Genomic DNA, 23,709 nt, shown 5'->3' with positions numbered 1-23,709 from the left:
GTCGCTCAACCGGCGTGCTCCTGTTCGGCGCGCAACGGCCGCGCCAGAAGGTCGGCGACGACCACCCCGGCCGGGGCCTCGCCCGCGAGCAGCCGGCAGACGGCATCGACGATCGGCATCTGCACGCCCTCGCGCCGGGCCAGCTCGGCCAGCACGGGCGCGGTCGCGGCGCCTTCGGCCACGCTGTTCTTGCCCGAGAGCGCCTCCACCGCGGTCAGTCCCTTGCCGAGCGCCAGGCCCAGGGAGAAGTTGCGGCTGGAGGTGGAGGAACAGGTCAGCACCAGGTCCCCCAGCCCGCACAGGCCCGAGATCGTCTCCGCCCGCGCGCCGCGCGCCAGCCCGAAGCGCAGCATCTCGGCATGGCCGCGCGCGATCAGCGCGGCGCGGGCGTTCTGGCCGAGGTTGAGCCCCTCGACCACGCCGCAGGCGATCGCCAGCACGTTCTTGACCGCACCGCCGATCTCGGCGCCGGTCAGGTCGTCGGAGTAGTAGGGCCGCAGCGTCGGGCGCGCGATGGCCGGCGCCAGGCGGTCCCACTGCGCTTCGCCGCCGCCGCAGGCCAGCGTCACCGCGGTCGGCAGGCCGGCGGCGACCTCGTGCGCGAAGGTCGGGCCGGACAGCACCGCGATGCGGTCGGCGGGGGCGATCTCGGCCACGACATCGGTCATCAGCCGGCCGGTGCCCGCCTCGATGCCCTTGGAGCACAGCACCAGGTCGCGCTCACCCTCGGGCAGCGCGGCGACGACCGAGGCGAGGAACTGCGCCGGCACCACCATCAGCAGCGCGGGCAGCGCCGCCAGGGCGGACAGGTCGGAGGTCGCGCGGATGCCGGGCGCGAGCGTGGCGCTGGGCAGGTAGAGGCCGTTGCGGCGGTCGCGGTTGATCTCCTCGACCAGCGCCGGCTCGCGGGCCCAGAGCAGGACCTCGCCGTCGTCCCCGGCCAGCGCCTGCGCCAGGGCGGTGCCCCAGGCGCCGGCGCCGATCACGCCCACCACCGTCGCGTTCATGCCTTCACTCCCGCCCCGCGCACCGCCTCGGCCGCCGGGTCGAGCGGCCAGCGCGGCCGGGCCGCCACATCGAGCGGATCCGACTGCCCGCGCTCCAGCCGCTCCAGCCCGGCCCAGGCGATCATCGCCGCGTTGTCGGTACACAGTCCGAGTGGCGGCGCGATGAAGGGCAGGCCCTGCCGCGCGGCCAGGGCTTCGAGCGCGCTGCGGATCGCGGTGTTGGCGGCGACCCCGCCTGCGACCACCAGCGCCTCGACCGGCCCGGCGAGCGCCAGCGCCCGCTGCAGGCGGTCGACCAGGCAGTCGATCGCCGCCTGCTGGAACGCGGCGGCGATGTCGGCATCGGCGTAGTCCCCGGACTGCTTGGCGCGCAGCACCGCGCTCTTGAGCCCGGCGAAGGAGAAGTGCGGCTCGTCCGAGCCCTTGAGCGGGCGCGGCAGCGGGACCTTGCGGGCATCGCCCTCCAGCGCCAGCCGCTCCAGCGCCGGACCGCCGGGATAGCCCAGGCCGAGCACCTTGGCAGACTTGTCGAAGGCTTCGCCCAGCGCATCGTCGATGGTGGTGGCGAGCCGGCGGAAGCGGCCCAGGCCTTCCACCAGCAGGATCTGGCAGTGCCCGCCCGAGACCAGCAGCAGCAGGTAGGGGTATTGGAGCGAGGCGTCGGCCAGCCGGGGCGAGAGCGCGTGGCCTTCCAGGTGGTTGACCGCGATCAGCGGCTTGTCGCTCGCCATGGCCAGCGCCTTGGCGGTGACGAGGCCGACCATGACCCCGCCGATCAGCCCCGGCCCGGCGGTGGCGGCGATGGCATCGACCTGGTCCAGCGTCATGCCGGCGTCGGCCAGCGTCGCCGCGATCAGCGGGGCGAGCCGCTCGGCATGGGCGCGGGCGGCGATCTCGGGCACGACGCCGCCGTAGGGGCCGTGCGCGTCGTCCTGCGAGGCGATGCGCTGAGCGAGGATCGTCCGGTCGCTCGTCACCAGCGCCGCGGCGGTCTCGTCGCAGGATGATTCGATGCCTAGAACTGTCCTCATGGTTTTCATTGTCTTTGGCCGCACTTCCCCTGGACGACATTGACGGGTAGCACAAGCCGCCGATGACCAACGATGAACAACACGCGCGCTTCCGCCTCGGCACCCGCCGGTCGCCCCTCGCCATGGCCCAGGCCCACGAGGCGCGGGACCGGCTGGCCGCGGCGCACGCAATTGATCCGGCGCATATAGAGATCGTTCCCGTCACTGCCAGCGGTGATCGCATCCAGGACCGCGCTCTCGCCGAGATCGGGGGCAAGGCGCTCTGGACCAAGGAGCTCGACGCCTGGCTCGACGCCGGCGAGATCGACTTCGCGGTCCACTCCGCCAAGGACGTGGAGACGATCCGGCCCGAGGCCTTCGTTATCGGCGCGATCCTCCCGCGCGAGGACGTGCGCGACGTGCTGGTCGGCGCGCCCAGCATCGCCGCGCTGCCCCCCGGCGCGGTCGTCGGCACCAGCGCCCCGCGCCGCGCCGCGCAGCTGCTCCACGCCCGGCCGGACTGCACGGTGGTGACCTTCCGCGGCAACGTCGCCACCCGCCTGTCGCGGCTGGCGGCGGGCGAGGCGGACGCGACCTTCCTGGCCGCGGCCGGGCTCAAGCGCCTGGGCGAGAGCGGCACCGGCCATCCGCTGGCGGCCGAGGACTGGCTCCCCGCCCCGGCGCAGGCGGCGATCATGATCGAGTGCCGCGCCGACGACGCGCGCACCCGCGCCTTCCTGGCCGCCATCGACCACGCCGAGAGCCGCGCGCAGGTCCTGGCCGAGCGGGCCCTGCTGGCGGGGCTCGGCGGCAATTGCCACAGCCCCATAGCGGTGCTGACCCGTAGCGAGGGCGCGGCGCTGGTCATGCGCGCGGCGCTCTACAGCCCCGACGGCGCCGAGCACGTCACCGGCGAGGCGCGCTTCGCAGCGGACGACGCCCAAGGACCGGCGCGCCTCGCCGCCGACCTGCTGGAGCGCGCCGTGCCCGCCATCGCGGTACACTTCGCCGGTCCCGCGCAGGCGTGAGCGAGGCACCCGCCCGGGTGCCGCTGCGGGTCCTGGTCCTGCGGCCGGAGCCCGGCGCCGCGGCCACCCACGCCGCCGCGCGGGCCCGGGGGCTGCGCGCCGAGGCCTTTCCGCTCTTCGCGGTCCGCCCGCTTGCCTGGCAGCCGGTGCCCCCCGGCGACGTCGATGCGCTGCTGCTGGGCAGCGCCAACGCGCTGCGCCATGGCGGCGCGGCGCTGGCGGCCTATCGCGGGCTCCCCGCCTATGCCGTGGGCGAGACCACCGCCCTCGCCGCGCGGGCCGCCGGGCTCGAGGTCGTGGCCGCCGGCGCGGGCGGGCTCCAGACCCTGGTCGAGGGGCTCGCGCCGCGCCATCGCCGCCTGCTCCGGCTCGCCGGGCGCGAGCGCGTCGCCCTCACCGTGCCCCCAGGGGTCTCGGTCACCACGCGCGAGGTCTACGCCAGCGAGCCGCTCGCCCCGTCGCCCGGGCTGCTCGCGGCGCTGTCCGGCCCGGCGCTGGCGCTGCTCCACTCGGGAGAGGCCGCGGCCCGCTTCGCGCAAGTCTGCGAGGCGGCGGCAATCGACCGCAGCCAGGTTGCCCTCGCCGCGATCGGCCCTCGCGTGGCCGCGCGCGCCGGTACCGGCTGGGCCGCCCTGCGCTGCGCCGCCGCTCCCCACGACGCCGCATTGCTGGCCTTGGCGGTGGAGATGTGCCAAGAAGCCGCTCCCGGACAGTAACTGCCAGAAAAAGGCCCCGATGCAGGATACCACCGCGCCGGTCACAACGGTCGCCCCTCGCAGGCGCTCGGCGGGCCTGACCCTCTTCGTGGCGCTGGTCGCCTTCGTGCTCGGCGCCGGCCTGGTCGCCTGGCTGGCGACGCGCGGCTACCTTCCCGCGATGCTGGAGCTCCCGGCAGCCCGCACCGTCCAGACGGTTGTGCCGCCCGCGCCGGCCGGAGCCCCGGCGCAACTGGCCCAGGTCGCCACCGTGGAGGGCCGCCTGGCGATGCTGGAGGACCGCCTCTCGCGCGTGGATCTCCAGACCCATGCGGCGGCCGGCAACGCTGGACGGGCCGAGGGCCTGCTGATCGCCTTCGCCGCGCGCCGCATGGTCGACCGGGGCGAGCCGCTGGGCTACGTCGCCGACCAGCTCCGCCTGCGCTTCATGAACGCCCAGCCGCGCGCGGTGGAGACGATCATCGCCTTCGCCGCCAACCCGGTCACCATCGACGGGCTGAGCGCAAGGCTGGAGGCGCTCTCGCCCGAGCTGACGATCACGGCCACCGACAAGAGCCTGTGGGACCGAGTCCGCCACGAGTTCGGCTCGCTCTTCATCGTGCGCCGCGATTCCGGCACGCTGGCGAGCCCGGCCGCGCGCATCGAGCGCGCCCGCGTGATGCTCACCGCGCGGCGGATCGACGCCGCCATCGGCGAGGTCGAACGCCTCCCCGGGGCCGATGCCGCGGACGTGTGGATCGCCGATGCCCGCCGCTTCGAGGCGGCGCAGAAGGCGCTCGACCTGCTGGAGACCACGGCGATGCTGGAACCCAGCAAGCTGCAGGACGCCAGCGGCCAGGCGGTGGAGCAGGCGAGCCCCCTCGCCCCGACCGCGCCGCAGGAAGAACCGACCGAGGCGGTGACGGAATAGACGGGCCGAGCAAAGCGGGGGCGGAGCAGGCCGCCGACCGCGCCCGGCCGGGGGCTCAGGCCTGGAGCAGTTCCGGCAGCTTGCCCGAGACGCCCCGGGCCTCGTCCATGAAGAACCGCTTGAGCATCGGCGTGCGCTGCACCGCCCCCATGCCGAGCCGCCGCGCCGCGCTGGCGGCGCGGCCCGGCACGCCGAACAGCCGGGTCAGCCCGTCGGTCACCGACATGACCATGAAGGTGTCGAGGCCGCGCCACTTCTCGTAGCGGGCGAGCATCTGCGCGTCGCCCGGCTCCAGCCCCAGGCGCATGCCTTCGACCAGCACTTCCACGAGGGCGCCGACGTCGCGCAGGCCCAGGTTGAGGCCCTGCCCGGCGATCGGGTGCATGCCGTGGGCGGCATCGCCGATCACCGCGAGGCGATGGTCCACGACCTTGCCCGCGTGGTGGAAGCGCAAGGGATAGCTCATGCGCGGCGCCGCCAGCGAGATCGCACCGAGCACGCCGTGCATCCGGGCGGCGACTTCGTGGACGAACATCGCGTCGGGCATCGCCGCCACGCCGGCGGCGTCCTTCTCCGCCACCGTCCACACCAGCGCGCTGCGGTGGCGCCCCTGCGCATCGTCGAGCAGCGGCAGCAGCGCGAACGGGCCTGCGGGATAGAAGATTTCCCAGGCGGTGTTGGCGTGCGGCTTCTCGTGGAACAGGCCGGTGACGAAGGCGCGATGGTGGTATTCCCACTTGGCCAGCGCGAAACCGGCCTCGTCGCGGGTGGGCGACTGGCGTCCCTCGGCCGCGACCAGCAGCGAGCCGGCGACCACGCGCCCGTCGGACAGCTCCACCTCCACGCCGTGGAGGCCGCGGTCCTTGCGCAAGGCCTCGGTCCGCACGTGCCAGGCGATGGCGGGCTCCTCGCGCGCGGCGTCGAACAGGGCGAGGCGCAAGTCGCGGTTGGCGAACATGCGGCCGAGCGAGCCTTCCTCGGGCTTGGGCGTGAAGTCGATGCGCCCCGGCTTCATGCCGTCGGTCACCGCGATCGAATCGATCGGGCAGCCCAGCGCCTCCAGTCGGTCCGCGAGCCCCACGTTGGTGAACAGGTTCCAGCTCGCGGTCGAGATCGCAGACGCCCGCCCGTCCGCGCCTTCGGCCACCAGGTCGGCGGGATCGGCGCGGTCGATGACGTGGCTGGTGATCCCGGCCCGGGCAGCGGCGAGCGCCAGCGTCATGCCGACGAGGCCGCCGCCCAGGATGATCAGGTCGCGGCGGTCAGCCGCGGCGTGTGCAGTCGTGATCGAATCGCTCATCGCGAGCAGCTATCGGACTCCCCGGCGTAGATGTCGAGACACCTGCCGTCCCAGGTCCCCGCCGGCTCGGAAAGCCCGACGAGCCCGGCCAGGGTGGGCGCGATGTCGACCGTCTCGACCGGCTGGGCCTGCTCCATGCGGACCATGCCCTTGCGCCAGAACAGCATCGGCACGCGGCGATCGTAGTCCCACGGACTGCCGTGCGTGGCGGTATAGCCGGGCTGCGGCCGGGTGCCGGGCACCACCGCGCGCCGGGTCATCATCAGCACCTCGCCCGAGCGCTCCGGATCGAACGAGGCGGCGACGCGCTCGATCTCCGTCCAGTCCTGCGGCTGGCCGCTGGGCACCTTGACTGTCTTCAGCTCGTCGGCGGTGTAGACGCCGGAGATCTGCGGGTTGGCCTTCAGCTCGGCCACCAGTTCGGCGATGACCTTCTTGCGCTGCGCCGGGGTGAGCCCGGCGTTGAGCCAGATGTCGCCCGATCCGCCGGCGCCGTAGAGCAGCGGGCCGTCCTTGACGGTGATCCTGGTCGCCTGCGCAACGGAGGCCGACAGCGCCTCCGCCGTCAGCGCAGGATCGAGGCGGCTGGCCTCCGGCACGCCCTGCAGCTTCATCCGCTCGGGGGCGTCGGCGCCGCCGTGGTCGGCGCTGAGCACGACCACGTAGTCCAGCCCGCGGGCATCAAGCGCGTCGAGCAGGGTGCCGACGGTCTGGTCCAGCACGTTCATCTGGATGCACATCTCCACGCCTTCGGTGCCGTAGGCGTGGCCGACCTTGTCGGTCGCCGAGTAGCTGACCGAGAGCACGTCCGGCACGTCGTCCTGGCCGAGCGGCATCTCGTCCAGCAGGCGCACCGCCATGTCGGTGGTGGCCTGGTCGAGGCGCGGGCTGTTGGCAAAGCCCTTCATGTCGCCGGCCTTCAGCGGGAAGCGGTAGGTGCCGATGGTGAAGCCGCCCATGTCGGTCGGGCGGTCCACCGCGCCGCACCAGCCCGGGACCGGCAGGTCGCCGGCACCCGCCGCGACCGTCTTCGCCAGCGCCTCGTTCTCGGCCAGCGCCGCGGGCGAGAGCTTGCGGTCCTCGAAGGTCACGAAGCCCTTGCCCTTGATCCAGTAGGCGGCATCGGCGGTGTGGCCGCTCATCATCACGACCGCGCGGTCCTTGGCGGAGACGGCGACGTTGAGGCTGGCCGGGTTGTTCTTCTTGAGCAGGTCCCCCAGCGTCGGCGCCTTGAGGTGCGCCGGGCTGATGACCGAGTCCTCCGAATTGCTCTTCGGGTTGCTCTCGTCCTCGGAGCAGTAGACCTGCTTGTCGGCGCGGGCGATGCCGGGGACGAACCAGTTGTTGGCGATAATGCCGGTGCGGCTGGGATGCACCCCGGTCAGCAGCGTGGAGTGGCCGGGGCAGGTCTCGGTCGCCGCGTGCGACTGGAAGCCGGAGGGGAACACCGCCCCCTGCAGCAGCCGCGACAGGCCCTTGGAATAACGCTCGCGGTACTGCTGGAACAGGTCGGCCGAGAACTGGTCCACCGAGATCGCCACGATCAGCCGGGGCGGCGCCTGCGGAGCCGGAGCCGGAGCCGGAGCTGCCGGAGCAGCGGGGGCAGCCTGCTGCGCCACGGCAGGCGTCGCGGCGCAAAGGGCGGCGGTGAGGGCGGCGGCGAGGGCGAGGGAGGAAAGCGGAGTGCAGGTTCGGCTGAGGCGCATCGAGGGGGAGCTTCCTTGAAATGTCCGCGCGTTGGGGGCAGATGCTCGCATGACCGGATTGCCGACCCAGCGCAAGGGCCGCCCAACGCCACGGAGCATCATGGAAACCCGCCGCTATCGCCTCCTTGTGACGGCCCTGTGTCATCTCGCGGTGCTGATGGGGGCGCTCCTTGCGGGTGCCGCCCCCGCCCGCGCGGCGGCGCCCCACATCGCCGCCGAGCTGGTCGCCGGCCCCGTGTCCGGCCGCGAGGCGATGCTTGCCATCCGCATGACTCCCGAGCCGGGCTGGCACGGCTACTGGCTCAACCCCGGCGACGCCGGGCTCGGCATGCAGCTCGACTGGGACCTTCCGGCCGGGGTGGCGGCCGGCGCGCCGCGCTACCCGGTGCCGGCGACGCTGCTGGTGCAAGGGCTGATGAACCACGTCTACGAGCACGCCTATGCGGTGCTCGTCCCGGTCACGCTGCCCGCCGGCGCCTCGCGCGTGCCGGTCCGGGTCAAGGCGCAGTGGCTCGCCTGCACCGAGCAGATCTGCGTGCCCGAGCGCGCCGAGCTGGCGACCGAGATCGTCGCGGGCGGCGCGCAGGATCGCTCGGCCACCGCCGCCTTCGACGCCTGGACCCGGGCGCTGCCCGCCCCGCTCGACGCCGATGCCGCCTTCGCGCTGGACGGCAAGGCGCTGCGCCTCGCCATCCCCCTGCCCGCCTCCGTGGCACTGGATGCGCCGCACCTGTTCGTCGCGCAGGACAAGCTCGTCGACTATGCCGCGCCCCAGCGCTTCGCGCGCAAGGGAGACCTGCTCCTCGTCACCATCCCCCGCGCCCGCTTCGCGACACGGGAGGCGGAGCGCATCGACGCGGTCCTGCGGCTCGACGATGCCGGCGACGGGATCGCGGTGACCGCCCGGCCCGGTGCCGTGCCCGGCGGCGGCGTCCCGGTCGCGATGGATGGGGCGGTCCCCCCCGACCTCCCCCCGCTTCCCCCCCTTCCCTGGTTGCTTCTGGCCGCCCTGGCCGGCGGTCTGCTGCTCAACGTGATGCCCTGCGTGTTCCCGATCCTCTCGCTCAAGGCGCTCAGCCTCGCCCGCGCCGGCGAGAGCGAGGCCCATGCCCGGATCGAGGGCCTGTCCTATGCGGCGGGCGTAATCGCCTGCTGTCTGGGCCTTGGTGCGGCGCTATTGACGCTGCGCGCGGGTGGGGAGCAGGTCGGCTGGGCGTTCCAGCTGCAGGAGCCGGCGGTGGTCGTCGCGCTGTTCGCGCTGTCCGCCGCGATCACCGCCAATCTCCTCGGCCTGTTCGAATTCACCCTCCCCGGCTTCGCCGCCGCCGGATCTCCGCAAGGCGCCTTCGCCACCGGCCTCCTCGCCGCCTTCGTGGCGACGCCCTGCACCGGCCCGTTCATGGCGAGCGCGATGGGCGCCGCGCTGCTGCTGCCAGTAGCGCCGGCGCTGTGCCTGTTCGCGGCGCTCGGGCTGGGGATCGCGCTGCCCTTCCTCGCGATCGCCTTCGTCCCCGCCCTGCGCGCCAGGCTGCCCCGTCCCGGGCGCTGGATGGCGACGTTCCGCCGGATCATGGCCGTGCCGATGGCGCTGACCGCAGCGGCGCTGGCGTGGCTCGTGTGGCGGCTGGGCGGCTATCCCGCGCTCGCCTACGTGCTCGCCCTGGGCGCGCTGGTGCTGGCGCTGCTGGCGCTGCTGGGACGCGAACAGCGCCGCGGCAAGCGCGCGTTAGTGCCGGCTTTGGCGCTCCTCGCCGTCCTCGGGGTGGGCATCGCGACGATGCCCCAGCCGCAGGAGCCCCGCCGCTTCGAGGCCACCTACATCGACGCGCGGCCCTTCTCGGCCCAGGCGCTCGCCGCCGCACGGCGCAGCGGCAAGCCGGTCTTCGTCTGGATGACCGCCGACTGGTGCCTCACCTGCAAGGTCAACGAGGAAGTCGCCATCGAGCGGCTCGACACCCAGGCGGCGTTCGAGAAGGCCGGCGTCGTCGTGCTGCGCGGCGACTGGACCCGTCGCGATCCCGAGATCACCCGCTACCTGACCGCGCAGGGCGCCGCCGGGGTGCCGCTCTACGTGTGGTACGACCGCAAGGGCGCCGCGCAGCAACTGCCGCAAGTGCTGACCCCCGCGCTGCTTGCCGACCGGGCGGCGCAGTAGGTCGACACCGGCGGCTAGGTCGCCGACACCTACTGCGCCGGCAGCCTGGACGCGATCTCCGGGACGGCCCCGAGCTGCGGGCGAACCGTCTCCATCGGGCCGACGACCACCACGCTCATGCCGTCGACCGGCAACTCGCGCCGCGCCGCGGCCTGGAAGTCCGTCGCGGTGAGCGCGCTGGCCCGACCGACGTAGCCGGTGAGGTACTCGGCCCCCAGGCCGAGCACGTCGAGGTTCGAGAGGGCCCCGGCGAGGCTGTAGCGCGTCGACAGGCCCAGGGCGAACGTGCCACTGAGGTAGTTCCTGATCCCCTTCACCTCGGCATCGGTCGGAAGGGTATCCTGCATGCGCCGGATCTCCTTGAAGATCTCGGCAATGGCCGGGCCGGTCGCCTCGGAGGTGATGTCCGCATCCTCGATCCAGTCGGATACCTGCACCCGCCGCGTGATCGTCGCACTGGGAGAGTAGGTGTAGCCCTTGTCCTCGCGGATGTTGCGGGTGATGCGCGAGGAGAAGTAACCGCCCAGCAGCGTGCTCGCGGCTGGGAAGGTCAGGTCGTAGCCCGACTTGGACACGCGCTTGCCGATCCACACCGTGGACTGGGGCGCGCCCGGGCGATCGATCAGCATGACTTTCGGCCCGGCGTCCCGCGGCACCGGCAGGCTCGTGGGTGCCGCACCCGCCTTCCAGCCACCGAACGCCTTCTCCACCGCCGCGCGCATCGCCACCGGCTCGAAACGGCCGAACACGTAGATGCGGGTGCGCGCAGCGCCGAAGTTCGCGCTATGGAAGCCGCGCACCTGCTCCAGCGTATATCCGGACAGCTGCTCGGCGGAGGGGAAAACGCGCCCGTAGGGATGGGCGGGGTAAAGCGCCCCGAGGAACGCCTCGGAGGCGATCGAGCCCGGGGTAGACTTGGCCACCATCAGGTTGCGCAGCATGTCGGCGCGCACCTTCTCCAGTTCCTCCGGCTTGAGATCCGGGCGCTGGAGCACGTCGGCGACGAGGCCCACCGCCTCGACCCCGGATTCGCTGAGCACGTCGATCGACGCGGTGACCGCGTCCACGCCGGTGGCAAGGGCGAGGCTGCCGCCCATCCCGGCAGCCGCCTCGGCCAGCTGGGACGCATTGCGCCCGCCGGCGCCCTTCTGCATGAGGCCGCCGGTCAGGTCGGCCAGCCACACGTTCTCGCCATCGTCGATATTGCCGGTGCGCACCGTCGCCAGGATGGTGACCTTGGGCACGTTGCCGTGCTGCGCCATCGTCACCTTGACGCCGTTCGCCAGCGTGAACTCGGTCAGCGGCGGCAGCGTGAACGGCTTCGGCGCGCCCGGGGCGGGCGGCGCTTCGCGTGCGAGGAGCGGCGCGGGGATCGCGGCACCGGCGAAGGCAAGGGCAGCGGCCGCGAGCGCGAGGGGAGCGGCGGAGACGGCCAGGGTCCGGAACGGGGTCATCGCAGCACTCCCTTACTGAGCCGCCGGGGCCGCTGCGGGGGCAGCGCCGGGCTTCAGAGTGATGACGGTGCGGTTGGTGGGCCGCAGGTACTCGCGCGCGGTCTTCCGGATCAGCTCCGGCGTGACCTTGGCGATCTCGTCGTCGAGCTTGTTGATCCGCCCCGGGTCGTCCTCGAACAGCGCGAAGCTGGCGAGCAGGTTGACGAGCCCGAAGCGGTACCCGTCACCGACGGCATCGTAGAGTTCCGAACGCGCCTTGATCTTGGCACGCGCGAGTTCGTCGGGGCTGACGAGATTGTCCTGGAGGTCCTTCACCACGCCATCGATGTCCGCGAGGATGGCATCGTCGGTCACCTCGGACCCGTGGATCAGGAATGCCGACCAGAGCATCGGGCCATTGTAGTCGTAGGCGCTGCCCAGCGGCCAGTTGATGCCGCCCGCGACGTTGCCGGTATAGCCCTTCTCGTTGACGAGCACCCGCGCCAGGCGGCTGTCCGCGCCCTGGATCAGCATCAGGTCGATCAGCCGCATCGCCGTCCACTCGGGCGTGTTCTTGGGCGGGACGTGATAGGCCCAGGCGAGCGCGGGCTGCGGCGCGAGCGGGTCGGTCTTTGCGGAGCGCTTCTCCTGCGTCTGGCGCGGCTCGGAGATGTCGGGGAACTTGAGGCCGGGGGAGGCCGGGATCGTGCCGAAGTACCTGTTCACCCAGCCCATCACCTGCGCCGGCTCGACGTCGCCCGCCACCACCAGCACGGCGTTGTTGGGCGCGTAGAAGTCCTTGAAGAACTGCTGCACCTCCGGGAGCGTCGCGGCGTCGATCTCCTTGAGGTCGCCGTAGAAGTTGTGCGCGTTGTACCAGTTGGTATTGGCGAGCTGGGGCAGGTCGAGCCACGGGAAGCCGCCATAGGGCTGGTTGAGGACGTTGACCTTGACCTCGTTCTTCACCACGCCCTGCTGGTTGGTGAGGTTATCCTGCGTGATGTCCAGCCCGCGCATGCGGTCCGCCTCCGCCCACAGGAACGTCTCGGTGGCGCTGCTGGGGACGGCCTCGTAGTAGTTGGTGAAGTCGAACCGCGTCGACCCGTTGAGCTGCCCGCCGTTGGCATTGACGAGCCCGATGAACTCCGCCTTGCCGAGGTTCTTCGATCCCTGGAACATCATGTGCTCGAACAGGTGGGCGAAGCCGGTGCGGTCCTTGGGCTCGATCCGGAACCCGATGCCGTAGTAGACCCCGATCGTTGCGGTAGGAACGGTGTGGTCCGGCGAGATCACCACCTTCAGCCCGTTGGAAAGCCTGTGGTACTCCACGGGAATCCGGGCCGGGGCAGCGTTGGCAGAAGCAGTGGGGGCAGAAGCAGCGGGGGCCGAAGCAGCGGGGGCCGTTGCAAGCCCCGCCAGAGAGGCTGCTGCGAGGAAGGCGGCGCCTCGCAAGGTGCCGGATCTCATATGGCCGAGTCTCATATGAATGGTGCTCCCCGATCTGTCCCTGTTCCATGCGGATCACGCCGTCGGCCGTTCACCGTCACACCAGAGCAGACTATCGCACCGTTCCTGGAACGCAACCGGGCAGTCGTCGAGCCCGTGTCGGCCATTCGCGGCGATCCGGCGCCGATCCCATCACTCCCGCGATCCGCTCTCGCTTGCACCACTCGGGCGTCGGCAGCACCTTCGCACCTGCACGAACGGGAGGAGCGCAGATGCCATTCACCGGGCCTGTCGAGGATCGCCTTGCCATCCGCGAGCTTTACGGCACCTACGCCGACGCCAGCTGGCGGGGCGACAAGGCGCTGTGGCTGGCAACCTTCGCCGAAGATGGCCGCTGGACCAGCCACTTGTTCGACGCCGCGGGCCATGAGGCGCTCGGCGCGACATGGGACGGATTGTGGAAGGACTGGGCCTCGGTCGCCTTCCTGTCCGAGCTCGGCTCCATCGAGGTCGAGGATGACAGCGCGCGCGTCCGCAGCTTCGCGCGCGAGGTGGTCCAGACCAAGGCAGGTGCCGTCTTCAAGCTGTGCGGTCGCTACGACGATGCCCTGGTCCGGGTGGAGGGCACGTGGAAGTTCGCCCGGCGCGACTATACGTTGACCATCCCCGAGTTCCCGGAGTGAGAGCGGCCTCGTCCTGATCGCGCTGCGGACTCGTAAGCAACCGTTTCGGCGATTGCGTGGATCAGGGAAACTCCGGAGTTTTAGCCAAGGCCGCTCGATTACCTCTGAAACGGAGCAGGTCTCCCGCGCGCGGCGGGACCAAAGCGATATCTCCCTAGGCAAAATCCAGTGGGAGCTTGCCGTGGATCTCATCTCGAACCTGATCCTCATCGACACCGACATGCGCCGGCGGGCGGCGATCAGCCACGCGCTCTCCGGCAGGGGCATCCACGTCGAACCGTTCGAGACCATCTCCGAGCTGGCCGGCGCCTGGCCGCGTTCCGGCGTGGTCCTCATCCACGACGAGGCGGGGCGGATCACCGAACTGGTGGAAAGCATGGCCCGGCATGGGGAATGGTTCCCCATCATCGCCTTCAGCGAGGAGCCGGACCCGCAGCGCATCGTCCAGGCCGTCCTCGACGGTGCGATCGACTACATCGGCTGGCCGATCGCCCCCGCCGAGATCGCGGATAGCCTCGCCAAGGCGATGGCCCGCGCCGAAAGCCTGGGCAATGCCAAGCTGCGCGAAGTGATGGCCCGCGCCCGGGTGGAGCGCCTGACGCGGCGCGAGCGCGAGGTGCTCGGCGGGGTCGCCAGCGGACTGTCCAACCGCCTGATCGGCGAACGGCTCTCGATCAGCCCGCGCACGGTGGAGATCCACCGCGCCAACATGCTCAGCAAGCTGGGCGCCACTCACACTTCCGACGCCATCCGCATTGCCATAGAAGCCGCGCTGGTGACCTGACGTGCGCGGGACGGGAGCAGCGCCGCGGGACGCTCACGCGCAATCCGTGGTTCCCACCGTGCCGCGGCATGGTCCCGTACCGCAACAGCGCCCCGTCCCAGTTGCCATAGGCGGCATTACGGTGGGCACCGTTGCAGCCGGCGTGGGAACCCCGACACTCCCGGTCAGAGCCGCGCGATGGCGTCGAGCCGTTCGGCCACCCAGTCGGGTTCGGTCAGCATCAGGTCGTGCCCGGTATCGACGTCCCACACCCGTCCTTGCGAGCGCGCCTGCAACAGCGCCAGGTCGCGCCCTGCCAGCGTCGAGGTGCAGACGAGATGGCTCTCGGGAATGGCGCGCATCGCCGCCTCGTTGGTCAGGGCCAGCTTCTGGGTGAAGCAGGCCCAGGGCTGGGCGGTGAGCCGCGCGTCGGTCCAGGCGCCAAGCTGCGGATCGGTCACGCCGAAGAACGCAGCCATCCCGGGCATGGGCGCCATCACCAGCTCGACCCCGTCCGCCTCGTGCAGCCCCTGCCGCGCGCCGTGGATCGCCTCGTAGGCATGCTCGTACAGCGACTCCCCGTCGCGCGGATAGGCGGCGTCGAGATAGACGCGGTGCCCCACGCGCGCGGGGCGGCGGTCCGCGGCGCCGGTGATGACCATGCCCCCGTAGCTGTGGCCGACCAGGATCACCGCGGTCAGGTCCTCGAACTCGAGCAGTTCGGCGATGTCGGTGATGTGCGTCTCGAGGTCGATCGCATCGCTCATCAGGTGGCGGCGATCGGCAAGGCCGGTCAGCGAGGGCGCATGCACCTCGTGGCCCATGGCGCGCAGCCGCTGCGCCACCGGCTTGTAGCACCAGCCTCCGTGGCCGCCGCCGTGCACCAGCACGAATGTCGCCATGTCTCTCTCCCCTTCCGCGTTGTGATCCACAGGTGATCGCATTGCAGGAAAGGTGTCAAGCCGCGCCGACGGCCTCCCGGCGCGCCGCGAACCAGGGGACCAGCCGCTCGATCGCATCCTCGATCTCGGGGGTGGAGACGGCGAAGCTAAGGCGGATGAAGCGATGCCCGTCGACCGGATCGAAATCCACGCCCGGCGCGGTGGCCACGCCGGTGTCTTCCAGCAGCCGGCGGCAGAAGCCCAGGCTGTCGTTGGTGAGGTGGCCGATGTCGGCCCAGATGTAGAAGGCCCCGTCGGGCGGCGCGATCCGCTGCAGCCCCAGCCGGGGCAGCGCGGCGAGCAGCAGCTCCCGGTTGCGCGCGTAGTGGGCAAGGTGGCCCTCCAGCTCGTCGCGGCAGTCGAACGCGACCAGGCCGGCGTGCTGGGCCAGCACCGGCGGGGTGAGGAAGAGATTGCCCATCCGCGCCCGCGCCGCTTCGACCAGCGCCGGCGGCACCACCAGCCAGCCGAGCCGCCAGCCCGCCATGCTGAAGTACTTGGAGAAGCTGTTGACCACCAGCGCCCCGGGCAGGCGCTGCAGCATCGACTGCGCCGCCGGCCCGTAGGTGAGGCCATGGTAGATCTCGTCCGAGATCACCGCGATCCCCTTGCGCGCGCAGACCGCGGCGATCGCGGCCAGTTCGGCGGGCGCGATCACGGTGCCGGTCGGGTTGGCGGGACTGGCGAGGATGAGCCCGTGGGGCGGCGGATCGAGTGCGTCGAGCGCCGCGGCGGTGACCTGGTAGCGCTCCGCGGCACCGCAGGGCATCTCCATCGGTTCCAGGTAGAGCGCCTTGAGCGTGTTGCGGTAGGCGACGTAGCCCGGCCGCGCCACTGCGACCCGCGCGCCCGGCGCGAACAGGCAGGACAGCGCCAGCACGAACGCCGGCGAGGCGCCGCAGGTCAGGATCACCTGCTCCTCCGCCACGTCCACGCCGTAGGCCTCGGCATAGTGGCGGGCGATGCGCGCCTTGAGGCCGGTGCTTTCCCAGTAGCCGCCCGGATCGCTGTCGAGCGCGGCATGCGCCGCGGCCAGCGCGGCTGCAGGCGCCCCGGTCGAGGGCTGGCCGTACTCCATGTGGATCACGTCGCGCCCCTGCTCGGCGAGCGCATAGGCCAGGCGGCCTATCGAGATGGCGTGGAAGGGTTCGACGGTGGCGATCATGGGCGGGTGCTACGCGCAAGGCGCCCGGCCTGGCAACCGTCCTGCGCGCAGATGGCGCTGCCCTCCGGCAACGCGAGCGCGGCAGGGAGCTGCGTCGCTGTCGCAAACCTTGCTCCAGGATGAACGATTCCGGCGATTACTGTGATGGGCGAATGCTGTTGGATCGTTGGGCGGGGGTGGCACAAGCTACACCGCAGAAGGAGAAACGTCATGAAGCGTTCCAACATCGTGGTGCTTGCCAGCGCCCTTTCCATCGTACCCGTGACCACCGCCACCGGCCAGACCGCGACGCAGGTCGAAGACCGCATGACCACCGTGACCGCGCCCCTCGCGATCACGAAGCCTCTGGCCGCGCAGGCCGGCGTGGCAGGCACCGTCGACGCCAAGGCCGGAGCGCAAAGCGCGACCGCCCCGCAGATGACGCGCGACAATGGGGCCCCGATCGGATCCAATCGCAATTCGCTCACGGCCGGAGACACCGGCCCCGTCCTCCTCGAGGACACCACCCTGATCGAGAAGCTGGCACGGTTCGACCGCGAGCGCGTGCCCGAGCGTGTGGTCCACGCCCGCGGCACCGGCGCGCTCGGCATTTTCCGGGCAACCGCGGACCTGTCCGACCTCACCCGCGCCTCGCTGTTCCAGCCCGGCAAGGAAACGCCGGTGTTCGTCCGCTTCTCGACCGTGATCCACCCGGCCGGCTCGCCCGAAGGCGCGCGCGACCCGCGGGGCTTCGCGGTGAAGTTCTACACCGACCAGGGCAACTGGGACCTGGTGGGCAACAACCTGCCCATCTTCTTCATCCGCGACGCGATCCAGTTCCCCGACATGATCCACTCGCTCAAGCCCTCGCCGGTGACCAACAAGCAGGATCCCAACCGCTTCTTCGAGTTCTTCTCGGGCACCCCCGAGGCGACCAATATGCTGGTTCACGTCTATTCGAACCTGGGCACGCCCGCGTCTTACCGCACGATGGACGGCAACGGCGTGCATGCCTTCAAGCTGGTCGACAAGGACGGCAAGGTCACGTTCGCCAAGTTCCGCTGGATCAGCCGGCAGGGCGTCCGGAGCCTCAAGGGGGATGCTGCCGCCAAGGCGCCGGCCAGCTACCTGACCGACGACCTCTACGGCGCGATCGCCGCGGGCGATTTCCCGACATGGGACCTGATGGTGCAGACGATGACGGCGGAGGAGCTGGCGAAGCTGCCCTTCAACCCCTTCGACGACACCAAGGAGTGGCTCGACGCGCCGTTCCGCAAGATCGGCGAGATGACGCTGAACGAAGTGCCCGAGAACTTCTTCCGCTGGACCGAGCAGTCGGCCTTCGCGCCCGCCAACCTGGTGCCCGGGATCGAGGCCTCGCCCGACCGCATGCTCCAGGGGCGGCTGTTCTCCTATTCGGACACGCAGCGCTACCGGGTGGGCGCCAACGTGATGGACCTGCCGGTGAACCGGCCGCGTGTGGCGGTGGTGAACAACTACCAGGACGGCCAGCTCGACATGGCGACGGGCAAGGTCGACGTGAACTACTTCCCCTCGGTGACGCAGGGCAAGACGGTGGACCCCTCGTTCGCGCCGGCACCCTACAAGATCGACGCGATCGTCGCGACCGCGCCGATCTCGAAGGCCGAGCCGTTCGAGCAGGCGGGGCAGTTCTACCGCTCGCTCAAGCCGGCGGAGAAGGCGGACCTCGTCGCCAATCTGGCAGGCGATCTGGGCGTGGTGACTTCGGCGCGCACCCGGGTCATCATGGTCAGCTACTTCGCGCAGGCCGACAAGGATCTCGGCACCCGCCTCGCCAAGGCAGTCGACGTGCCGATGAGCGAGGTCAACCGCGCGGTGTCCGAATACCAGGCTGCGGTGGACGCGCGCTACGCGGGCCGGCAGTGATGCTGGCCCTGCTCCTCGGCACGGTTCTGGCAGCGGCGGCACCGGCCGCCGCCCAGGCGGCGCCGCTGGCTGCCGCCGAGGCACCAGCGCCCTACGCAGATGCCACCCTGCCGCCGCCCGAACGGCGGCAGGAGCTGCTGTTCGAGGCCGCGAAGCTGGGCCGGACCGACCTGATCGCGCTGCTGGTGGCGAACGGGGCCGACGTGAATGCCTACGAGGCCCGGGGCTTCACGCCGCTGATCCTTGCTGCCTACAACGGCCAGGCCGAAACGGTGGAAGCACTGCTGCGCGCGGGCGCGGATCCCTGCAAGCCCGACCTCGGGCAAGGCAACACGGCGCAGATGGGCGTTGCCTTCAAGGGCGACGACCGGATCGCGGCGCGCCTGCTCCAGGAGCGGTGCGACGTCGATGCCCGCAACAAGGCGGGGCAGACGGCGCTGATGATGGCCTCGCTGTTCGGGCGCAGCGCCCAGGTCGAGATGCTGCTGGACAAGGGTGCCGACCCGGCGATCCGTGACGCATCGGGCCGCACCGCGGGTTCGGTCGCCCAAGGGCAGGGCAACGCGGCGCTGGCCACGCGGCTGGAGACGGCGGCCGGCACCCTCCGCTGAGGCGAGGCCCGGCGCCCGAGCGGACGGACCGCGCGGGACCGGGCCCATCGCAGACCGCACCTCACGCCACCACGCGGATTTCCTCCTCGTTGGCCTCCCAGAAGCCGGGCCGGCCTTCGCTTGGCTCTTCCGAGATGATCCACTTGACGATGCGGCGCATCGGCTCGATCCCGTCCTGCGGGCCGACCAGCCCTGGCCCGTTGAACACGTAGCCGAGCTGGACGAAGCGCTGGCCGCCGTGGAGCGCGCCCTTGTGGCGCACCACCGCGCGCAGCGATTCGGGCCAGATCCCGACCGTCTGGGTATAGGCGTCGATCACGTCGAGCACTTCGTCGAGGGTGTCGACCGGGATCAGGTTGACGGTGCGGTCGGCGAGGTACTCCCAGAAGTCCACGCGGTCGCTGGTGTGGCTGACGATGACCGCGCCCTCGCCCTCCTCGCCGCCGACGACGGTGTAGAAGTCCTCCGAGAAGCGCAGCGCGTCGACGCTGGTGCGCAAGTCGGCGTCGTAGCGCTTGGGCTTGGTGGTCAGCGCCTCGGGCAGGGTGAACATCGCGGCGTAGGCGGCCCGGCCCAGCGCCTTGAGCTTTTCGACGCCTTCGTCCCCGGTGCCGCACATGACGTAGACGATGCGGGCGGAGGCGCAGGCGGTCTGGTTGCCCACCGCGAAGTCGCAGGCGAGGCGGCGCGCGGTCTCGGTGATCGCGGCCTCGCTCTCCAGCGCCTCCGCGCCGATGATCGAGGCGGAGCGCTTCGGGTCGAGGCTGATCAGCTCGATCCCCGGCTGGATGTACTTGGTCACGTGCTTGACCGAGGCGAAGCCGCCCCAGGCGCAGATCTTCTCGATGTGGTGCGGCTGGTAGAGCCGGCTTTCCAGCGCCTCATCGCCGCCCCGCCAGTAGGCCACCGCGAGATGGCGGGTGATCGGGTGGTCGGGCGCCATGTCGACCATGGTGCGGGCGATGGCGCCGGTGGTGAAAGGGTCGTTCGAGGGCACCTTGACGATCGTGTCCCCGCGCGTGACCGCCCCGCGCAGCACCGTCAGCGCGCCCAGCACCGGCCCGTTGCCGGCGACGATGTGCAGGGTGCGCGCGCCGTAGGCCCGGATGCCCACCTTCGAGCCGTTGATCTCCTGCTCCACCCAGCGCTCCAGGTAGTCCACGCCGATGTTGAAATCGACCATGCCGCGGATGCGCTCCTTGTCGAACATGAAGGGCATGTCGTGGAAGAAGTGGTCCATGATCGGCCGCGTGGTGGGCGCGGTGGCGTAGGAGTACTCGCGCGCCTCGCGCAGGTAGTCGTTCCGGTCCACCTCCAGCCGCCCGCCCAGTTCGGCGAGGTAGTCGAGGATGTCCTCGAAGCTGAGGGTATAGAGGTCCTCCATCAGCCGCGGCGAGGCCAGCGGGATACGGTCGGCGATCCGGTGCGGGTCGGGCGCGAGGAACGCCATGTCGCCGCCGCGGCCGCCGAATTCGACGAGGTCGTTCTCGATAACCTGGCCGCGCAGCACGGCGTAGGAGATGGGTCTGGTGATGGTCATCGCGGGTCTCCGGTTCGCGTCGCGGGCTTACAGCCCAGTCAGGAAATCGATGGCCTCGGCCTGGGCCTGCGGGGTGGCGGCGCAGGAGATCTTGTCGTCCCCGCCCTGGAGCTCGCTGACGCGGGCGATCTTCTTGTCGAGCGCCACCGAGCTGCGGCCGCAACCGCACGGCGTGTCCCAGTCCACCGTGACGAGATCGCCGGTGACGAGCCCGCCCCAGGTCGAATCCTGCGTCATGTCGAAGAAGGCGGCACGCCCGGTCTGCACGCCCGCCCGCGGGAGCGGTCGGCCACTGTCGAGGTCGAGCTGGTAGACCGTCACCCAGGGCAGGACATGGTAGCGGTCGTGCTCGCACAGGATCGAGAACGAGTTCATCTCGGTCATGCCGTAGCCGGAGGTCATGCGCTCGAACCCGAAGAAGCCGCAGATGACCTCTTCCAGGTCCTCGGGCAGCGGCACGCCCTTGGCGCCGCCCCCGCCCATCAACACCGAATCGGGCGCGAAGCTGGCGCGGATGCCCTGCTCCAGCCCCTTCTGCGCGACGGCATAGAACATGTTCGAGGTGCCCATCGCGAAGACCCGCTCGCCGGCAAGCTGGGTGACCATGCGCTGGATGAACGCCATCTGCCGCGCCGGCGCCTCGGCCTGCGACGTCTCCCACTCCGCGCGCCGGGCGAGCAGCGCGGGCGGCGCCTCCACGCGGCTGCCGTCGCCCTGCGCGGCGGCGGCGCGCAGGCGGGCGGCGAGCCACATCAGGTCCGAGCTGATCTTGAAGTCGAAGGCGGTGTGCAGCTTCGCGTCGTCGCCCTTGCAGAAGGCCTCGCGGATGTACTTGGGAAAGGCCCCGGTGGAGGCATGCCCGTCGCGGTAGAGTGGGACCACCGCATGGATCGCATCGTCGATGTCGCCCGGCCGCGGGTCGGCACCGAAGGCCTGCGCCAGCTGCACCCGCAGCCCCATCACCGAGACCCCGTAGTCCGCCTTGGACTTCGGGAAGAACGAACAGGTGCCGGTGGAGCCCGAGGACGTGGCGACGTCTAGCGGGGTCTCCTCGCGCAGCTTGACCAGCCAGGAATCGATCGAATCGCAGGCCGACACGTCGACGCTACCGGGATCGTGCCGCGTCAGGCGCGAAAGCCAGGTGTTGAGCTGGCCGAACCGCCCCTTGGCGAGCAGCGAGACCGGATAGGACTTGTAGATGTCGTGCGGCATCAGCAGCGGCGCCATCGCGTCGATAGTGTCGAGCCGGTCGATCCCCTGCGCGTCGGCCAGCTTGGCGAGGACCTGGATCTGGCTCCGCCGCTCCTCCAGCCGCTGGTTCATCGCGGCGAGCTGCACCGCCTCCACATGCGCGCGCTCCAGCGAATGGATGCGCGTGTTGTGGTGGCCGAAGTGGCCGTAGGGATCGTCCATCCAGGCTTGCGCCTCCCGTTCGAGGGCGGTGTCGCGCGGCGGGGCAGTGGTGGCCATGGCGTCGTCTCCGGTCTGCGCCCTCTGGCGGGGCTCGAGTCGGACGATGCGCGCAGGGTCAAGCCGAAGCAACCAAATGGTTGATTGTTTCTCGCCGCGTCAATTGCTAGCCATCGGCAGGCAAGAGCAGGGAAGGACGAGATCGCCGTGTCAGCCGCCGAGAAGCCCGCGCGACGGCGCACCTACATGCCCGCGGCGCAGCGGCGCGCGCAGATCATCGAGGCGGCGCAGGGCGTCTTTGCGCACGCCAACCTGAAAGGCGCGCGCACCCGCGACATCGCCCGCGCGGCCGCGGTGAACCAGGCCACCATCTTCGAGCACTTCGCCAGCAAGGAGGCCCTGTTCGAGGAAGCCGTGATCCAGCCGCTGATCGCGGCGATGCGCGGCATGCACGGACGCAAGGAGGTCTACGAGACCGCCGCCGGGCCCGAGGAGATGGCCGCGCTCGCCCGCGCCTCGAGCGAGCGGCACCTGGAGGACATGGACCGCGTCTTCCCGCTTCTCGCCGCCGCACTGTTCAGCGACCCCGACCTCGGCCGGGCGCTCTACCGCGAGCACATCGCCCCGCTGCTGCGCGCGCGCGGCGCGATCCTGAAGGGGCTGACGCGCGAGGGGCTGGCGCTCGACTTCGTGGGGCTGGCGATCTTCGGGATGCAGATGGCGGTCGCGCTCGACCGGCACTTCGGGGCGGGCGAACTCACCGGCGGGACAGGCGATTTGACCGCGGTGGCAGAGCAGTTCACGCGCATGGCCACCGGCGGCTTCGCGCGGCACAAGCCGGAAGAGGATGGCGCCTGAACGGCGCGGGGAGAGGACAAGGAATGGCAACGCAACTCGATCACTACCGCCTGCTCGGCCGCTCGGGCCTGCGCGTCTCGCCGCTGGCGCTGGGCACGATGACCTTCGGCGTCGGCGCCGGCAGCTGGGGCAGCACCGAGGACGAGGCCCGCGCGATGGTCGACCGCTTCGTCGAGCGCGGCGGCAACTTCATCGACACCGCCGACTTCTACGGCCAGATGGGCAGGTCGGAGGAATGGCTCGGGCGGCTGGTCCGAGGGCGCCGCCACCCGCTGGTGATCTCCACCAAGTATTCGCTCACGACCGAGCCGGGCAATCCCAACGCCGCGGGCAACCACCGCAAGAACATGGTCCGCTCGGTGGAGGATTCGCTGCGGCGGCTGCAGACCGACTACATCGACCTGCTCTACCTCCACATGTGGGATTTCCGCACGCCGGTCGACGAGATCCTGCGCGCCTTCGACGACCTCGTGCGCGCCGGCAAGGTGCTCTACATCGGCCTTTCCGACACGCCCGCGTGGCAGGCCAGCCGCATGCAGGCGATCGCCGAGCTGCGCGGATGGACGCAGTTCTGCGCGCTGCAGATCCAGTACAGCCTGGTCGAGCGCACCGTCGAGCGCGAGATGATCCCGATGGCGCTGGAGATGGGCATGGGCGTGTCCCCCTGGGCGCCGCTCGGCCAGGGCCTGCTCACCGGCAAGTACACCCGCGCCGACCTCGACGCCGCGAAGGACGGCGGGAGCATGGACGACATCGGCTCGCGCAAGGCGATCAACGCGGTGACCGGCAAGCTCAACGCGCGCAACCTCGACATCGCCGACGTCGTGGTCGCCGTCGCGGGCGAGATCGGCTGCACTCCCGCGCAAGTGGCCCTCGCCTGGACGCTCGCCAATCCCGCGACCTGCTCCCCCGTGGTCGGCGTACGCACCCCGGCGCAGCTCGACGACAACCTCGGCGCGCTGGACCTGACGCTCGACCCCGACCAGCTCGCGCGCCTCGACGCGGTCAGCGCGGTGCCCAAGGTCTTCCCGATGGACGTGCTCACCGGGCCGGCCGAGGGGATGATGTTCGGCGGGGTGAGCGTGGCCCGGCGCTGAGACGCGCCCGCTCATCCTGAGCCTGTCGAAGGGTGGCGAACCC

20 protein-coding genes are annotated in these 23,709 nt (G+C 71.1%); 10 read left to right on the top strand and 10 right to left on the bottom strand.

All coding sequences use genetic code 11. The features are described 5' to 3' along the window. Positions 1 to 5 precede the first annotated feature (5 nt). Positions 6 to 1,007, bottom strand: coding sequence for an NAD(P)H-dependent glycerol-3-phosphate dehydrogenase (locus ACFFJC_RS19205; RefSeq protein ID WP_379489008.1), 1,002 nt, complete (start codon positions 1,005 to 1,007; stop codon positions 6 to 8). Continuing rightward, positions 1,004 to 2,038 carry a tRNA (adenosine(37)-N6)-threonylcarbamoyltransferase complex transferase subunit TsaD gene (tsaD, locus tag ACFFJC_RS19200; RefSeq protein WP_379489007.1) on the bottom strand — a complete coding sequence of 345 codons (1,035 nt, stop codon included), beginning with the start codon at positions 2,036 to 2,038 and terminating at the stop codon, positions 1,004 to 1,006. The genes ACFFJC_RS19205 and tsaD overlap by 4 nt, the downstream gene beginning before the upstream one ends. A gap of 62 nt (positions 2,039 to 2,100) precedes the next feature. Between tsaD and hemC the strand changes: the two genes are divergently transcribed. Genes hemC through ACFFJC_RS19185 form a run of 3 tightly spaced genes read left to right on the top strand, consistent with a single transcriptional unit; the run spans position 2,101 to position 4,671 of the window. Next, complete coding sequence (gene hemC, locus ACFFJC_RS19195) at positions 2,101 to 3,045, top strand: hydroxymethylbilane synthase (protein WP_379489006.1); 945 nt, start codon at positions 2,101 to 2,103, stop codon at positions 3,043 to 3,045. Continuing rightward, positions 3,042 to 3,761 (top strand): uroporphyrinogen-III synthase, encoded by a 720-nt coding sequence (locus ACFFJC_RS19190; protein WP_379489005.1) that lies wholly within the window; start codon positions 3,042 to 3,044, stop codon positions 3,759 to 3,761. Before hemC ends, ACFFJC_RS19190 begins: the two co-directional genes overlap by 4 nt. Positions 3,762 to 3,780: 19 nt before the next feature. Next, positions 3,781 to 4,671 carry a hypothetical protein gene (locus ACFFJC_RS19185; protein ID WP_379489004.1) on the top strand — a complete coding sequence of 297 codons (891 nt, stop codon included), beginning with the start codon at positions 3,781 to 3,783 and terminating at the stop codon, positions 4,669 to 4,671. Between the two features lie 55 nt (positions 4,672 to 4,726). Here ACFFJC_RS19185 and ACFFJC_RS19180 read toward each other — a convergent pair whose 3' ends face one another. Next, complete coding sequence (locus ACFFJC_RS19180; protein ID WP_379489003.1) at positions 4,727 to 5,971, bottom strand: FAD-dependent monooxygenase; 1,245 nt, start codon at positions 5,969 to 5,971, stop codon at positions 4,727 to 4,729. Further along, on the bottom strand, positions 5,968 to 7,677 hold the full coding sequence (locus tag ACFFJC_RS19175) for an alkaline phosphatase family protein (protein WP_379489002.1): 1,710 nt from the start codon (positions 7,675 to 7,677) through the stop codon (positions 5,968 to 5,970). The genes ACFFJC_RS19180 and ACFFJC_RS19175 overlap by 4 nt, the downstream gene beginning before the upstream one ends. A 100-nt stretch (positions 7,678 to 7,777) precedes the next feature. Between ACFFJC_RS19175 and ACFFJC_RS19170 the strand changes: the two genes are divergently transcribed. Continuing rightward, entirely contained in the window at positions 7,778 to 9,832 is a 2,055-nt protein-coding gene (locus ACFFJC_RS19170) for a protein-disulfide reductase DsbD family protein (protein WP_379489073.1), read from the top strand. Between the two features lie 29 nt (positions 9,833 to 9,861). On the opposite strand, the gene ACFFJC_RS19165 is transcribed toward ACFFJC_RS19170, so the two are convergent. Then, complete coding sequence (locus tag ACFFJC_RS19165) at positions 9,862 to 11,286, bottom strand: M16 family metallopeptidase (protein WP_379489001.1); 1,425 nt, start codon at positions 11,284 to 11,286, stop codon at positions 9,862 to 9,864. A gap of 12 nt (positions 11,287 to 11,298) precedes the next feature. Beyond that, the gene (locus ACFFJC_RS19160; RefSeq protein ID WP_379489000.1) at positions 11,299 to 12,594 is read right to left on the bottom strand and encodes a M16 family metallopeptidase; all 1,296 of its coding nucleotides are present in this window, start codon (positions 12,592 to 12,594) and stop codon (positions 11,299 to 11,301) included. Between the two features lie 389 nt (positions 12,595 to 12,983). Here ACFFJC_RS19160 and ACFFJC_RS19155 point away from each other — a divergent pair, with 389 nt between their 5' ends. Together ACFFJC_RS19155 and ACFFJC_RS19150 are read left to right on the top strand one after the other, a co-directional pair. Further along, on the top strand, positions 12,984 to 13,394 hold the full coding sequence (locus ACFFJC_RS19155; protein WP_379488999.1) for a nuclear transport factor 2 family protein: 411 nt from the start codon (positions 12,984 to 12,986) through the stop codon (positions 13,392 to 13,394). 181 nt (positions 13,395 to 13,575) lie between these two features. Next, a complete protein-coding gene (locus ACFFJC_RS19150) occupies positions 13,576 to 14,178 on the top strand; it encodes a response regulator transcription factor (RefSeq protein WP_379488998.1) in 603 nt (200 codons plus the stop codon). Between the two features lie 164 nt (positions 14,179 to 14,342). On the opposite strand, the gene ACFFJC_RS19145 is transcribed toward ACFFJC_RS19150, so the two are convergent. Then, complete coding sequence (locus ACFFJC_RS19145; RefSeq protein WP_379488997.1) at positions 14,343 to 15,059, bottom strand: alpha/beta fold hydrolase; 717 nt, start codon at positions 15,057 to 15,059, stop codon at positions 14,343 to 14,345. Between the two features lie 55 nt (positions 15,060 to 15,114). After that, positions 15,115 to 16,263: a pyridoxal phosphate-dependent aminotransferase gene (locus ACFFJC_RS19140; protein ID WP_379488996.1), complete on the bottom strand. Its 1,149-nt coding sequence runs from the start codon at positions 16,261 to 16,263 to the stop codon at positions 15,115 to 15,117. A gap of 210 nt (positions 16,264 to 16,473) precedes the next feature. Here ACFFJC_RS19140 and ACFFJC_RS19135 point away from each other — a divergent pair, with 210 nt between their 5' ends. Together ACFFJC_RS19135 and ACFFJC_RS19130 are read left to right on the top strand one after the other, a co-directional pair. Beyond that, positions 16,474 to 18,150 carry a catalase gene (locus ACFFJC_RS19135; RefSeq protein WP_379488995.1) on the top strand — a complete coding sequence of 559 codons (1,677 nt, stop codon included), beginning with the start codon at positions 16,474 to 16,476 and terminating at the stop codon, positions 18,148 to 18,150. Further along, complete coding sequence (locus ACFFJC_RS19130) at positions 18,150 to 18,761, top strand: ankyrin repeat domain-containing protein (protein ID WP_379488994.1); 612 nt, start codon at positions 18,150 to 18,152, stop codon at positions 18,759 to 18,761. The genes ACFFJC_RS19135 and ACFFJC_RS19130 overlap by 1 nt, the downstream gene beginning before the upstream one ends. A gap of 61 nt (positions 18,762 to 18,822) precedes the next feature. Here ACFFJC_RS19130 and ACFFJC_RS19125 read toward each other — a convergent pair whose 3' ends face one another. Both ACFFJC_RS19125 and ACFFJC_RS19120 read right to left on the bottom strand, forming a co-directional pair. After that, positions 18,823 to 20,301 carry an acyl-CoA reductase gene (locus ACFFJC_RS19125; protein WP_379488993.1) on the bottom strand — a complete coding sequence of 493 codons (1,479 nt, stop codon included), beginning with the start codon at positions 20,299 to 20,301 and terminating at the stop codon, positions 18,823 to 18,825. 27 nt (positions 20,302 to 20,328) lie between these two features. After that, positions 20,329 to 21,771, bottom strand: a complete 1,443-nt coding sequence (locus ACFFJC_RS19120) for a class I adenylate-forming enzyme family protein (RefSeq protein ID WP_379488992.1) — start codon at positions 21,769 to 21,771, stop codon at positions 20,329 to 20,331. A 147-nt stretch (positions 21,772 to 21,918) separates the two neighbouring features. Here ACFFJC_RS19120 and ACFFJC_RS19115 point away from each other — a divergent pair, with 147 nt between their 5' ends. Continuing rightward, positions 21,919 to 22,569 (top strand): TetR/AcrR family transcriptional regulator, encoded by a 651-nt coding sequence (locus ACFFJC_RS19115; RefSeq protein WP_379488991.1) that lies wholly within the window; start codon positions 21,919 to 21,921, stop codon positions 22,567 to 22,569. A gap of 23 nt (positions 22,570 to 22,592) precedes the next feature. Beyond that, positions 22,593 to 23,666: an aldo/keto reductase gene (locus ACFFJC_RS19110; RefSeq protein WP_379488990.1), complete on the top strand. Its 1,074-nt coding sequence runs from the start codon at positions 22,593 to 22,595 to the stop codon at positions 23,664 to 23,666. The last annotated feature ends 43 nt before the right edge of the window (positions 23,667 to 23,709 follow it).

The sequence above is a fragment of the Novosphingobium soli genome (assembly GCF_042432915.1).
GTDB lineage: Bacteria > Pseudomonadota > Alphaproteobacteria > Sphingomonadales > Sphingomonadaceae > Novosphingobium > Novosphingobium soli.
Note: the sequence above shows the minus strand (reverse complement) of the source record. Positions and strands in the feature narration are given on the sequence as shown.

Bases quoted from the DNA above. Each gene is read 5' to 3' on its own strand.
- ACFFJC_RS19140 (WP_379488996.1), bottom strand. From the start codon at position 16,263: ATGATCGCCACCGTCGAACCCTTCCACGCCATCTCGATAGGCCGCCTG.
- ACFFJC_RS19120 (WP_379488992.1), bottom strand. From the start codon at position 21,771: ATGGCCACCACTGCCCCGCCGCGCGACACCGCCCTCGAACGGGAGGCG.
- ACFFJC_RS19155 (WP_379488999.1), top strand. From the start codon at position 12,984: ATGCCATTCACCGGGCCTGTCGAGGATCGCCTTGCCATCCGCGAGCTT.
- ACFFJC_RS19205 (WP_379489008.1), bottom strand. From the start codon at position 1,007: ATGAACGCGACGGTGGTGGGCGTGATCGGCGCCGGCGCCTGGGGCACC.
- ACFFJC_RS19125 (WP_379488993.1), bottom strand. From the start codon at position 20,301: ATGACCATCACCAGACCCATCTCCTACGCCGTGCTGCGCGGCCAGGTT.
- ACFFJC_RS19145 (WP_379488997.1), bottom strand. From the start codon at position 15,059: ATGGCGACATTCGTGCTGGTGCACGGCGGCGGCCACGGAGGCTGGTGC.
- ACFFJC_RS19165 (WP_379489001.1), bottom strand. From the start codon at position 11,286: ATGACCCCGTTCCGGACCCTGGCCGTCTCCGCCGCTCCCCTCGCGCTC.
- ACFFJC_RS19130 (WP_379488994.1), top strand. From the start codon at position 18,150: ATGCTGGCCCTGCTCCTCGGCACGGTTCTGGCAGCGGCGGCACCGGCC.
- ACFFJC_RS19135 (WP_379488995.1), top strand. From the start codon at position 16,474: ATGAAGCGTTCCAACATCGTGGTGCTTGCCAGCGCCCTTTCCATCGTA.
- ACFFJC_RS19110 (WP_379488990.1), top strand. From the start codon at position 22,593: ATGGCAACGCAACTCGATCACTACCGCCTGCTCGGCCGCTCGGGCCTG.
- tsaD (WP_379489007.1), bottom strand. From the start codon at position 2,038: ATGAGGACAGTTCTAGGCATCGAATCATCCTGCGACGAGACCGCCGCG.
- ACFFJC_RS19180 (WP_379489003.1), bottom strand. From the start codon at position 5,971: ATGAGCGATTCGATCACGACTGCACACGCCGCGGCTGACCGCCGCGAC.
- ACFFJC_RS19175 (WP_379489002.1), bottom strand. From the start codon at position 7,677: ATGCGCCTCAGCCGAACCTGCACTCCGCTTTCCTCCCTCGCCCTCGCC.
- ACFFJC_RS19185 (WP_379489004.1), top strand. From the start codon at position 3,781: ATGCAGGATACCACCGCGCCGGTCACAACGGTCGCCCCTCGCAGGCGC.
- ACFFJC_RS19170 (WP_379489073.1), top strand. From the start codon at position 7,778: ATGGAAACCCGCCGCTATCGCCTCCTTGTGACGGCCCTGTGTCATCTC.
- hemC (WP_379489006.1), top strand. From the start codon at position 2,101: ATGACCAACGATGAACAACACGCGCGCTTCCGCCTCGGCACCCGCCGG.